A 12,463-nucleotide genomic window follows, 5' to 3' on the forward strand; every position below is an offset into this window, starting at 1 on the left:
CGGCGCCGGATGCGGGCCGCGGAGCGGCCGCAGGCGCGGGCAGGGCTCCGGACGAAGGCAGACCGTCGGCCCGGGGCGCCGCGGCGGACGAAGGCGCGCCGTCAGCCCGAGGCGTCGCTTCAGACGAAGGCAGCCCGTCAGTCCGAGGCGTGGCGGCGGGCGAAGGGAGAGCGGCGGCCGAGGGCGGGGCGGCGGGCAGCGACACGGCGATGCGCGGGTCCGGGATCAAGGCCTGGACCGCGGAGGTCGGTGAGGTGGCGGGCGGGGTCATGCGCGGGACGGTACGGGCCGCCGGACCCCCCGCGGGTCCGGCGAACCGTTCCGCCAGGGGGACCTTCCTACGATCGGGGGACGACCGCGGCCGCGATCCCCTCCACCTCGGTCCCGACGGGCGCCAGCAGGAAGACGTTCCGGTCGACCCGGTGCATCCCGCTGCCCAACCCGAAGACCACGCCGCTGCTGAAGTCCAGGATCCGCTTGGCCACTTCGCCGTCCGCGCCCGTGAGGTCCAGGAGCACCGGGATCTGCGCGATCAGGTACTCCGCCACCTCCCGCGCGTCCGCGAAGACCTGGACCCGGATCACCACGAAGCGCCGCTGCTCCGCCGCGGAGGCCCCGGGCACCGTGGGGATCGTGCGGTGGTCCACCCGGGAGGGCCACTCGTTGCGACTGCGCAGCGGAACCACCTGCGCGAGGCCTTCCCACTGCTCGTCGGTGACGTCGTACCTGCTCACCGGGCCGCCCCGGCCCTGCGCTTCATGTGCATCCCCCCATCCTCTCGTGCTTCACCCGTTCAGCCCAACACCGACACGTGGCAGCTGTCGCACCCCGCCGCCTGTTCCTCACCCTCCGGATAAGTTAGGTTAGGCATACCTGAGTACGCACCGCATCGCCCCTCGGGACCACGGAGATCCACATGCACGTGCCCACGCCCACGCCCGGGCCCTTGCCCACCGACGCCGAGCGCGTCCGGTCCGTCCTGGCCGCCGCCCACTCCATGACCGTCGTCACCGACGGGCTGCGCACGGAGATCCGCCACCTCGACGGCAGCGACCCCCTCGGCCGGCTGCACCTGCACCCCGCCGAACCGGGCGGCCACGCCGAGCACCGGCCCGCGATCCGGATGGAGTTCACCGACGTGGCCCCCACCCCCGTACGGGACCGCGTGCGCGCCCGCGTCACGCTGACGGGGCGCCTGCTCACCCCGTACTCCGACGAGGCCCAGGACTCCACCTGCGTGGAATTCGGCCGGGCCCTCCTCGAAGCCTCCGACGGCGCCCGCTCCTCCATCGCCCTGGAGGAGCTGGACGCGGCCCGCCCGGACCCGCTCGCCCCGTACGAGGCCGGCATGCTCACCCACCTCCTCGACGATCACGCCGAACTCGTCACCCTCCTGCTGCGACTGGTCCACCCCCAGGTCCCCCAGGCGGCCGTGGTGCGCGCACTGCCCCTCGCCATGGACCGCTACGGGATCACCCTGCGCCTGGAGGAACGGCGCGGCCACCGCGACGTCCGGCTGCCCTTCCCCTCCCCGCTCGACGACGTCGAGCAGTCCGGGGCGCAGATCCAAGCCCTGTTCAGCGCGGCCCGCCGCCGATCGCACCGCAATAGCCTCCCCGCCTGATCGGAAGACTCCGGAAGAAGGGCGCCCGAGGCCGGAATACCGGCCCGCGCCCCCCGGTTGGGGTCGATCATGAAGGCAATCGCATACAGCGCATACGGAACCTCCGACGTACTGGGGCTCGTTGACGTGCCGGAGCCCAAGGTCGGTCCGGGCGAAGTCCTCGTACGCGTCAAGGCCGCCGGGGTCAACCCGGTGGACTGGAAACTCGCCACCGGGTACCTCGACTCCATCCTCGAAGTCCGCTACCCGGTCATACCCGGCTGGGACGTGGCCGGCGTCGTCGAGGCGGTCGGCCCGGACACCTTCGACTACGCCGTCGGCGACGAGGTGTACGGCTACGTCCGCAAGGAGTGGGTCGAGCTCGGCACGTACGCCGAATTGGTCAGCGCCCCCGTCCGCACCCTCGCGCGCAAGCCGCGCGAGCTCACCTTCGAGCAGGCCGCCGGGATCCCGCTGGCCGGACTCACCGCGTACCAGTCGCTCACCCGCGTGGGCCTCAAGGCCGGCGAGACCGTCCTCATCCACTCAGCCGCCGGCGGCACCGGCTCGTTCGGCGTGCAGATCGCCGTCGCCCTGGGCCTGCGCGTCATCGGCACGGCGGGCGAGCACAACCACGACTACCTGCGCTCGCTCGGCGCCGAACCGGTCCTGTACGGCGAAGGACTGGCCGACCGGGTCCGCGCGCTGGCCCCCGACGGGGTGGACGCCGCCCTCGACTTCTTCGGGGACGATGTCGTCGCGACCCTCCAGTCGCTGGTCAAGGAGCGCCACCGGGTGGCCTCCATCGCCGACTACACGGCGGCCGCCCAGGGCGCGCACCAGCTGTGGGTCCGCGCGGACGCCACCGATCTGGCCTTCCTCGCCAAACTCGCGGACGAGGGCGCCCTCACGGTGAACGTGGAACACGCGCTGCCGCTCGCGGAGGCGGCGAAGGCCTGGAAGCTGAGCGCGGCCGGCCGCACGCGCGGCAAGATCGTCCTCACCGTCTGAGACCGGCCGGGCCCGTCGGCGGTGACCGGCAGCGGGCCCGTCGGCGGTGACCGGCGGGCCGACGGCTCGGCAGGACAGCCGCTCGGAAAAGCAGGTCGGCGAGGTGATTCGCCGTGGTGGCTCACGCGGGGGTCCCGGCGTAGCGGTTGGCGGGGCGGGCCAGCCCGTAGTTCTCGCGCAGGGTCCGGCCGGTGTACTCGGTGCGGAAGAGGCCGCGCCGCTGGAGGATCGGCACGACGTGGTCGACGAAGTCGGTGAGGCCGGTGGGCAGGACGGGCGCCATGATGTTGAAGCCGTCGGCGGCGCCCCGCGTGAACCATTCCTCCAGCTGGTCGGCGATCTGCTCGGGTGTCCCGGCGAAGACCCGGTGGCCCCGGCCCGCGCCGAGGCGGGCGATCAGCTCGCGCAGGGTGAGGCCGTCGCGGCGGGCGAGCTCGGCGACGAGCGTGAAGCGGCTCTTGTTGCCGTTGATGTCCCGCTCCTCGGGGAGCTCGGGCAGCGGGCCGTCGAGGGGGAGGCCGGTGAGGTCGGTGCCGAGCATCCCGGAGAGCTGGGCGAGCCCGTACTCCGGCACCTGCAGGTCGGTGAGCTGCTGCTCCAGGGCCTTGGCCTCGGCCTCGGTGGAGCCGATGACGGGGGCGATGCCGGGGAGGACCAGGAGGTCGCTCTCGGCGCGGCCGTACTTGGCGAGGCGGGACTTGAGGTCCTTGTAGAAGGTCTGGCCGTCGGCGAGGGTCTGCTGCGCGGTGAAGACGGCCTCGGCGTACCGCGCGGCGAACTCCTTGCCGTCCTCGGAGGAACCGGCCTGGACGAGGAGCGGGTGCCCCTGGGGCGAACGCGGGACGTTGAGCGGTCCGGCGACGCCGAAGTACTCGCCCCGGTGGGCGGCGGGGTGCAGCTTGTCGGTGTCGGCGTAGATGCCGTGCTCCTTGTCGAGGACGACCGCGTCGTCCTCCCAGCTGTCCCAGAGCTTGGTGGCCACGTCGAGGAACTCGTGGGCGCGCTCGTAGAGCCGGGCGTGCTCCAGGCTATGGGCTACGGGCGGCCGGCGACCGGCGACCGGCGACCAGTAACGGGCGGAGATCTGCGCGCCGCGGAACGTCGGCACGCTGCGGAACGTCGACACGCTGCGGCGGACAGAGGCCGGGCGCGGCAAGCGGTCAGTGACCGGGAACGCCCCACGGCGGGAACGCCGTCCGGAAGGGCGCGGTGACGGCCGGAGTGCGCTCAGGAACGACGCGGGGCCGGACAGCGGCCCTGACACTCGCCCGGCGCGGTACAGGGGCCGGGGGTGTGGAGCCGCGGGGCGAGGAACTCGATCGCGGACATGTCCCGGAGACTGCCAGCGCCCCCGCCCCCGGTCAACCCCGGCCAGCGACCCACCCCGGCACCTCCGGTGTGCTGGCCACACCCAGGGTGACCTGGGCTTTCACCGGAACCGGCCGCCCCGGTCGTGGCCGGAAACCGTGGCCTGATTTCACGTGTCCGCAACGCACCCGCCACGGACCGCCGCCTCCGGACGCACCGCGGCAGCGAGTGGCCGGTTTCAGTCGACACGGGGATCAAGACCGGTCGTAGGCTGGCCGAATGGCTCTTGTCGACTTCAGCGCCCCCACAGGCGAGTTCAACGCGGATCCCTATCCCACGTACTCCGAACTGCGCGCCGCCGGCCCGGTCCACCGGATCAAGGGAGCCGACGGGCGACCGCTCTGGCTGGTCGTCGGCTACGAGGAGGCCCGGCAGGCGCTCGGGCACCCGCTGCTGTGCAAGAACCCGAGCGTCTACGGCGACTTCGACAAGGCCCTGCTCGGGGCGACCAGCACCAACATGCTCGAATCGGACCCGCCCCACCACACCCGGCTGCGCAAGCTGGTCTCGCGGGAGTTCACCCCGCGCCGCGTCGAAGCGCTGCGCCCCCGCGTCCAGGAGGTCACCGACCGGCTCCTCGACGCCATGGAGGCCGGTCCCGGCCGGTCCTGCGACCTGATCCCGGCTCTGGCCCTCCCGGTCCCGATGACGGTCATCTGCGAACTGCTCGGGGTTCCCGGGCTCGACCGCGACCGGTTCCACGACTGGTCGAGCCAGATCGTGTCCGCGCCCATCGGGAGCCTGGAGCAGCTCGGGCCGGTGCTCGAGGCCATGACCACGTACTTGATCGGCCTGCTGGCCGACAAGACCGAGGAGCCCGGCGACGACCTGCTCAGCGCCCTGATCCGGACCCGGGACGAGGACGGCGACTCCCTCTCCTCCGACGAGTTGGTCGGCATGGCCTACCTCCTGCTGGTCGCGGGCCACGAGACCACCGTCAACCTGATCTCCAACGGAGTGCGTGCGCTGCTCGCGCACCCCGAGCAACTCGCCGACCTGCGGGCCGACTTCGACGGACTGCTCGACGGGGCCATAGAGGAGATGCTCCGCTACGACGGCCCGGTGGAGAACGCGACCATCCGCTTCGCGGCCGAGGACCTGGTGCTGGGCGGCGTCGCCATCGAGGCCGGCGCCTCGGTCGTCGTCTCGCTGGCTTCCGGCGACCGTGACGGGGAGCGGTTCCCGCGGCCCGACACCTTCGACATCCGGCGCGCGACACAGGGACACCTGGCCTTCGGCCACGGAATCCACTTCTGCCTCGGCGCGCCGCTGGCCCGGATGGAAGCCCGGATCGCCATCCGGTCCCTGCTGGAGCGCTTCCCGGACCTCGCCGCCGAGCCGGCCGCCGGCCCGCCGCAGTGGATCGAAGGCACCCTCATCCGCGGGGTCGCCCAGTTGCCCGTCCGCTGGTAGCCCCCGCCCGGGAGACTCGGGGCCGGGGCGGGGAGGCCGGGAAGCCGAGGAGCCGGGGAGCCGGGTGTGCGGGCCCCGAGCGCTACGGCCCGCCGGATCGTCGCCCCGCACGCGGGGGCCCGCCGTACTCCCGGTAACCGCCGCGACCGTCCTCCTCGGTCCGCTCTTTCGTGCCCCCTCCCGTCTCACATGAGAGGGGGAGATCACATCCGGTGGTTATAGGCGCTCCCTGAGGACCCCCCTACCATTCGAGCCATGACGGTCCTGCCTGATGACGGGCTCTCCCTGGCCGCCGAGTTCCCTGACGCGACGCATGAGCAGTGGCAGCGCCTGGTAGAGGGCGTTCTACGCAAGTCGGGCAAGGAAGCATCCGGCGAGGCAGCGGAAGACGCGTTGTCCACGAAGCTTGAGGACGGGCTCACCACCCGCCCGCTGTACACCGCGCCCGAAACCGTGCCGGACACCGGCTTCCCCGGTTTCGCGCCCTTCGTACGGGGCGGCCGGGCCGAGGGCAATGCCGCCTCGGGCTGGGACGTGCGCCAGCGCATCGCCGGCACCGACCCCGTACGGGTGAACGAAGCCGCCTTGGCGGACCTCGAGAACGGCACCACCTCGCTGTGGCTGGCCGTCGGCGACGCCGGCCTCCCGGCGGACGCCCTCGCCCGCGCACTGGACGGCGTCTACCTCGACCTCGCCCCCGTGTCGCTCGACCCCGGCGCCCAGTACGCCGAGGCCGCGCGGGCGTTGCTGGCGCTCTACACCGAGCGCGGGGTGTCCTCCGAGGCCGCCCGCGCCTCCCTGGGCGCCGACCCGCTGGGCCACGAGGCCCGCACCGGAGAGGCCCTGGACCTGGCCGGAGCCGCCGCCCTCGCCCGGGAGACGGCGGCCGCCTGGCCGCACGTACGGGCCCTGACGGTCGACGCCCTGCCCTACCACGAGGCGGGCGGCAGCGCCGCCGAGGAGCTGGGACTCTCGCTGGCCACCGGGGTCGCGTACCTGCGCGCCCTCACCGGGGCGGGCCTCGACGCGGAAGCCGCCTTCGGGCAGCTGGAGTTCCGCTACTCCGCCACCGCCGACCAGTTCCTCACCATCGCCAAGCTGCGTGCCGCCCGCCGCCTGTGGGCGCGGATCGCCGAGGTCTGCGGAGCCCCGCGGGCCGGCGCCCAGCGCCAGCACGCCGTCACCTCGCCCGTGATGATGACCCGCCGCGACCCGTGGGTGAACATGCTGCGCACCACCGTCGCCTGCATGGCCGCGGGCGTGGGCGGCGCCGACTCGGTCACCGTGCTCCCCTTCGACCAGGAACTGGGCCTGCCCGACGCGTTCGCGCGCCGCGTCTCCCGCAACACCTCCACCATCCTGCTGGAGGAATCCCACCTGGCCCGCGTGATCGACCCGGCGGGCGGCTCGTACTACGTCGAGCGGCTCACGGACGAACTGGCCCACGCCGCCTGGGAGTTCTTCCAGACCGTGGAGAAGGCGGGCGGCCAGGCCGCCGCCCTGCGCTCCGGCCTGGTCGCCGAACGCCTCGCCGCCACCTGGGCCGAGCGCTCGAAGAAGCTGGCCACGCGCCGCGAACCGATCACCGGAGTCAGCGAGTTCCCGCTGCTCTCCGAGAAGCCGGTGGTGCGCGAGCCCGCGCCGGCCCCCCTCACCGGCGGACTCCCCCGCGTCCGGCGCGACGAGGCTTACGAGGCCCTGCGCGCCCGCAGTGACGCCCACCTCGCGGCGACGGGCGCCCGGCCCACGGTCTTCCTGGCCGCACTCGGCCCGGCGGCCGCGCACACCGGGCGCGCCACCTTCGCCTCCAACCTGTTCCAGGCGGGCGGCGTCACCCCCGTGCACGACCCCGTCTCGGTGACCCCGCAGACGGCCGCGGCGGCGTACGCGGCGAGCGGCGCGGACGGCATGGCCGTGCTGTGCTCCAGCGACGCGCTGTACGAGGAGCAGGCCGAGGCGGTGGCCGCGGCCCTGCGCTCGGCTGGCGCGACGACCGTGTTCCTCGCGGGCAAGCCCGGCACCGCCGCGGCCGCCGTGGACGAGTACGTCTTCGCCGGCTGCGACGCGGTCGCCGTGCTGTCCTCCGTACTCGACCGGATGGGAGTGCCGTCTTGAGCAGCACCGGGATCCCCGATTTCTCCGAACTCCCGCTGCCCGGCGGGGCCCCGGCGTCCGGTTCCGAGGACCAGTGGCGCACGGCCCTGAAGGAGTCGACCGGCTCCGGCGCCGGCGAACTGCTGTGGGAGACGCCCGAGGGCATCGGCGTCCAGCCGCTGTACACGGGACGCGACCTGGAGGGCCTGGACTTCCTGCGGACGTACCCGGGCGTGGCCCCGTACCTGCGCGGCCCGTACCCGACGATGTACGTCAACCAGCCCTGGACGATCCGGCAGTACGCGGGCTTCTCCACGGCCGAGGAGTCCAACGCCTTCTACCGGCGCAACCTGGCCTCCGGCCAGAAGGGCCTGTCGGTCGCCTTCGACCTGCCGACGCACCGCGGCTACGACAGCGATCACCCGCGCGTCACCGGCGACGTCGGCATGGCGGGCGTGGCGATCGACTCGATCTACGACATGCGGCAGCTGTTCGACGGGATCCCGCTGGACGAGATGTCGGTGTCGATGACGATGAACGGCGCGGTGCTGCCGGTCCTCGCCCTGTACATCGTGGCGGCGGAGGAGCAGGGCGTCTCCCCCGACAAGCTCGCCGGGACCATCCAGAACGACATCCTCAAAGAGTTCATGGTCCGCAACACCTACATCTATCCGCCGAAGCCCTCGATGCGGATCATCTCCGACATCTTCTCCTTCACCTCGCAGAAGATGCCGCGCTACAACTCGATCTCCATCTCGGGCTACCACATCCAGGAAGCCGGGGCCACGGCCGACCTGGAGCTGGCGTACACCCTCGCGGACGGCGTGGAGTACCTGCGGGCGGGTCAGGCCGTGGGGCTGGACGTGGACGCCTTCGCGCCGCGCCTGTCGTTCTTCTGGGCGATCGGCATGAACTTCTTCATGGAGGTCGCGAAGCTGCGCGCCGCCCGTCTGCTGTGGGCGCGCCTGGTCAAGCAGTTCGACCCGAAGAACGCCAAGTCCCTTTCCCTGCGCACCCATTCGCAGACCTCAGGCTGGTCCCTCACCGCACAGGACGTCTTCAACAACGTCACCCGCACCTGCGTCGAGGCGATGGCCGCGACCCAGGGCCACACCCAGTCGCTGCACACCAACGCCCTCGACGAGGCGCTGGCCCTGCCGACGGACTTCTCCGCGCGCATCGCCCGCAACACCCAGCTCCTCCTCCAGCAGGAATCGGGCACCTGCCGCACCATCGACCCCTGGGGCGGCAGCGCGTACGTGGAGAAGCTGACCTACGACCTGGCGCGCCGGGCCTGGCAGCACATCCAGGAGGTCGAGGCGGCCGGCGGCATGGCGCAGGCCATCGACGCGGGCATCCCCAAGCTCCGGGTCGAGGAGGCCGCCGCGCGCACGCAGGCCCGTATCGACTCGGGCCGCCAGCCGGTGATCGGCGTCAATAAGTACCGGGTGGCGACGGACGAGCGGATCGACGTCCTGAAGGTCGACAACTCCTCGGTGCGCACCCAGCAGATCGCCAAGCTGCGGCGGCTGCGCGAGGAGCGCGACGAGGCGCTCACCCAGGACACCCTGCGGGCGCTGACGAACGCGGCCGGCAGCGGCGAGGGCAACCTCCTCGCGCTGGCGGTGGACGCGGCGCGCGCCAAGGCCACGGTGGGCGAGATCTCGGACGCCCTCGAGAAGGTGTACGGGCGGCACGCGAGTCAGATCCGTACGATCTCCGGTGTGTACCGCACCGAAGCAGGCGAGTCCCCGTCCCTGGAGCGCACCCGTGCGCTCATCGACCGGTTCGAGGAAGCGGAGGGCCGCCGTCCGCGCATCCTGGTCTGCAAGATGGGCCAGGACGGGCACGACCGCGGCCAGAAGGTGATCGCGACCGCCTTCGCCGACCTGGGCTTCGACGTGGACGTCGGCCCGCTGTTCCAGACCCCGGCGGAAGTGGCCCGCCAGGCCGTCGAGGCGGACGTCCACGTGGTGGGCGTCTCCTCGCTGGCCGCCGGCCACCTCACCCTCGTACCGGCGCTGCGCGAGCAGCTGGCGGAGGAGGGCCGCGAGGACATCATGATCGTGGTGGGCGGGGTGATCCCGCCGGCGGACGTTCCCACGCTCCTGGAGATGGGGGCGACGGCGGTCTTCCCGCCGGGCACGGTCATCCCGGACGCGGCGCACGACCTGGTGACGCGGCTGGCCGCGGACCTGGGCCACGAACTGTAGGCGGACGCGGGTGCCGAAGATCGACATCGAGGCCTACGCCAAGGGCGTTCTCGACGGGAAGCGCGCGTTCGTCGCGCGCGCCATCACCCTCGTCGAGTCCACCCTGCCCGCGCACCGCTCGCTGGCCCAGCAGCTGTTGACGGAGCTGCTCCCCCACGCGGGGCGGGCGCGCCGGATCGGTATCAGCGGGGTGCCGGGCGTGGGCAAGTCCACGTTCATCGACGCGTTCGGCACGATGCTGACGGGCCTGGGCCACAAGGTCGCGGTCCTGGCCGTGGACCCTTCGTCCACCCGCACGGGCGGTTCCATCCTCGGCGACAAGACCCGTATGGAACGCCTCGCCGTCGACCCGGCGGCCTTCGTCCGCCCCTCCCCCTCGGCGGGCACGCTCGGCGGGGTCGCGAAGGCGACCCGCGAGTCGATGATCGTGATGGAGGCGGCGGGCTACGACGTGGTCCTGGTGGAAACGGTGGGAGTGGGCCAGTCGGAGACCACGGTCGCCGGGATGGTCGACTCCTTCCTCCTCCTCTCGCTGGCCCGCACCGGCGACCAGCTCCAGGGCATCAAGAAGGGCGTCCTGGAACTCGCCGACGTCCTCGCCGTCAACAAGGCGGACGGCCCGCACGAACGCGACGCGAAGTCGGCGGCGCGCGAACTGTCGGGCGCCCTGCGGCTGATGCACCCGGTCGACGCGGCGTGGACCCCGCCGGTCCTGACGTGCAGCGCCCGCGAATCCACGGGCCTGGACGAGGTCTGGAACCGCCTGGAGCAACACCGCAAGCTGCTGGACGCGGACGGCCGCCTGAAGACCAAGCGCGCGGCCCAACAGGTGGAGTGGACCTGGTCGATGGTCCGCGACGAACTCCTGGAGCGCCTGCGCTCCAGCCCCGCCGTACGAGACCTGGCCCCCGCCCTGGAATCAGCCGTCCGAGCGGGCACCCTCACGCCCACCCTGGCGGCGACCCGCCTCCTGACGGCTTTCACGGACGCCTGAACGATCAAGGCCGGCCGGCGTTCGAGGCGGGGACACAGGCCGGGGGCGGGGGCGAGCCCCGAGGGGTCTGGGGCGTAGCCCTGGGGGGTCTGGGGCGTAGCCCCCGGGCGACCCGTCAGGGTCAGGCGGCGACCAGCACCGGCCCGCCCGCGGCCAACGCCTGCCGCAGCACCCCGGCCTGCTCCGCCACGCCGCCCCCGGCCAGCAGCGCCGCCAGCACGGCGATCCGCACCTGAGGCGCCCGCAGCGTCCCCGTGGGCACCGCCCCGGCCGCGACGAGGTCCACCGCACCCCCGTGGGTGTAGATCTCCGTCACCGGCCCGGCGGCCACCCGCGTGGTCAACGCCACCAGCACGCCCCCGGCGATCGCCGCCTTCACCGCGTCCACGATCTCCGGCGTCGCGTTCCCCGCGCCCGTGCCGACCAGCACGATGCCCCGCGCGCCCGCCGCGACGGCGGCGTTCAGCAGCACCGGGTCCCCGCTGGCGTGGTGCATCACGACGTCCACCCTCGGCGGAGCCTCCGGCATCGCCGGCAGCGGCAGCGGTTCGGGCCGCACCGGCGTCCGCAGCACGGTGACCTTCCCGAAACCGACCTTCCCCAACAGCTCCTTCGACGGGTCGGCAAAGGCGTCCAACGCCACCGCCTGCGTCTTCACGGTCCCGCGCGCCGCGTGCACCCGCCCCGCGAACGCGATCAGGACGCCGAGCCCGCGCGTGGTCGCCGCGGTCAGCAGGGCATCGTAGAGATTGCCGGGACCGTCCCCGTCCGCCGTCCCCATGGGGCGCTGCGAACCGGTGAAGACGACGGACCGCGCGTCGTGGTGGTGCAGGTCCACCAGGAACGCCGACTCCTCCAGCGTGTCCGTGCCGTGCGTGACGACGACGCCTTCCACCCCGGGGTCGGCGAGCACCTCGTGCACGGTCCGCAGCAAGGTCAGCTGATGGGCGGTGGTCAACCGAGGACTGTTCACACTGAAAAGATCGACGACCTCGATGGTGACGCCTTCCGGCAGCGGCGCGGTCGCCATGACCTCGGCCCCGTCGGCATCGGCCGCGAAGCCGGAACCCTGCCAGCGACTGGCTATCGTCCCACCGGTACTGATGACGACGATGCGTCCCATGGCAACGGCCCTTCCCTCTCCCACAAAACCCGCACAAATTTGCTATAACTCCGAAGGGCAATGCTAGGCCGATCTACGCGCAATGCGATTGCCAATTCCACCCCCCACGCAACACTGGATGCCTGATAATTGCGTCATGGACGCCATCGATCGTGAAATCTTGCGCGAGCTCCAGGCCGACGGCCGGCTCAGCAACCAGGAGCTGGCCCAGCGCGTGGGCCTGACCCCCTCCCCCTGCATGCGCCGGGTGCGCCAGCTCGAACAGGACGGGATCATCCAGGGCTACCGCGCGGTGATCTCCCCCGAAGCCGTGGGCCGCGGCTTCGAGGTCCTGGTCTCCGTCGAGGTCCGCCGCGACCGCGAGGCCGTCGAAGCCTTCGAAGCGGCCCTCCAGGACATCCCCGACGTCGTCGAGGCCCACCGCCTCTTCGGCAGCCCCGGCTGCCTCCTGCGCATCGCGGTGGCGGACCTGCGCGCCTACGAACGCCTCTGGATCGAAAAACTGACAGCCCTCTCGGGCGTCACGGAGGTCAACTCCCAGATCATCATGAAGCGCATCAAGGAACCCACGGGCCTCCCGGTCTGACCGCCGGCAAGCCCCTCCCCACGCGCCACGGGTCGACCGCAAGCTGACGTCAACACGG

General features: G+C 72.5%; 9 protein-coding genes and 1 pseudogene. 7 read left to right on the forward strand and 3 right to left on the reverse strand.

The window, feature by feature from the left end; genetic code table 11:
- Positions 1-338: 338 nt before the first annotated feature.
- The gene (locus J7E97_RS13285; RefSeq protein WP_215026310.1) at positions 339-734 is read right to left on the reverse strand and encodes a cell division protein SepF; all 396 of its coding nucleotides are present in this window, start codon (positions 732-734) and stop codon (positions 339-341) included.
- A gap of 182 nt (positions 735-916) precedes the next feature.
- Between J7E97_RS13285 and J7E97_RS13290 the strand changes: the two genes are divergently transcribed.
- On the forward strand, positions 917-1,624 hold the full coding sequence (locus tag J7E97_RS13290) for a DUF2470 domain-containing protein (protein WP_215026313.1): 708 nt from the start codon (positions 917-919) through the stop codon (positions 1,622-1,624).
- 69 nt (positions 1,625-1,693) lie between these two features.
- Entirely contained in the window at positions 1,694-2,614 is a 921-nt protein-coding gene (locus J7E97_RS13295; RefSeq protein ID WP_215026316.1) for an NADP-dependent oxidoreductase, read from the forward strand.
- A gap of 121 nt (positions 2,615-2,735) precedes the next feature.
- On the opposite strand, the pseudogene J7E97_RS13300 reads toward J7E97_RS13295, so the two are convergent.
- A pseudogene (locus J7E97_RS13300) lies at positions 2,736-3,641 on the reverse strand (NtaA/DmoA family FMN-dependent monooxygenase); the annotation flags it as partial.
- A 560-nt stretch (positions 3,642-4,201) separates the two neighbouring features.
- On the opposite strand from J7E97_RS13300, the gene J7E97_RS13305 reads away from it, so the two are divergent.
- The 4 genes from J7E97_RS13305 to meaB all read left to right on the forward strand — a co-directional run bounded on the left by J7E97_RS13305 (position 4,202) and on the right by meaB (position 10,696).
- Positions 4,202-5,395 carry a cytochrome P450 gene (locus J7E97_RS13305; protein WP_215026319.1) on the forward strand — a complete coding sequence of 398 codons (1,194 nt, stop codon included), beginning with the start codon at positions 4,202-4,204 and terminating at the stop codon, positions 5,393-5,395.
- A gap of 255 nt (positions 5,396-5,650) precedes the next feature.
- The gene (locus J7E97_RS13310) at positions 5,651-7,510 is read left to right on the forward strand and encodes a methylmalonyl-CoA mutase family protein (protein WP_215026321.1); all 1,860 of its coding nucleotides are present in this window, start codon (positions 5,651-5,653) and stop codon (positions 7,508-7,510) included.
- Positions 7,507-9,702 carry a methylmalonyl-CoA mutase gene (scpA, locus tag J7E97_RS13315; RefSeq protein WP_215026323.1) on the forward strand — a complete coding sequence of 732 codons (2,196 nt, stop codon included), beginning with the start codon at positions 7,507-7,509 and terminating at the stop codon, positions 9,700-9,702. The genes J7E97_RS13310 and scpA overlap by 4 nt, the downstream gene beginning before the upstream one ends.
- 10 nt (positions 9,703-9,712) lie before the next feature.
- Positions 9,713-10,696: a methylmalonyl Co-A mutase-associated GTPase MeaB gene (meaB, locus tag J7E97_RS13320; protein ID WP_215026326.1), complete on the forward strand. Its 984-nt coding sequence runs from the start codon at positions 9,713-9,715 to the stop codon at positions 10,694-10,696.
- Positions 10,697-10,817: 121 nt separating this feature from the next.
- Here the strand turns inward: meaB and J7E97_RS13325 are convergent, their stop codons facing one another.
- A complete protein-coding gene (locus J7E97_RS13325; RefSeq protein WP_215026329.1) occupies positions 10,818-11,819 on the reverse strand; it encodes an asparaginase in 1,002 nt (333 codons plus the stop codon).
- Positions 11,820-11,955: 136 nt separating this feature from the next.
- Between J7E97_RS13325 and J7E97_RS13330 the strand changes: the two genes are divergently transcribed.
- Entirely contained in the window at positions 11,956-12,405 is a 450-nt protein-coding gene (locus J7E97_RS13330) for an Lrp/AsnC family transcriptional regulator (protein WP_215026332.1), read from the forward strand.
- Positions 12,406-12,463: the final 58 nt, after the last annotated feature.

Source organism: Streptomyces sp. ISL-66 (genome assembly GCF_018614135.1).
Classification (GTDB): Bacteria; Actinomycetota; Actinomycetes; order Streptomycetales; family Streptomycetaceae; genus Streptomyces.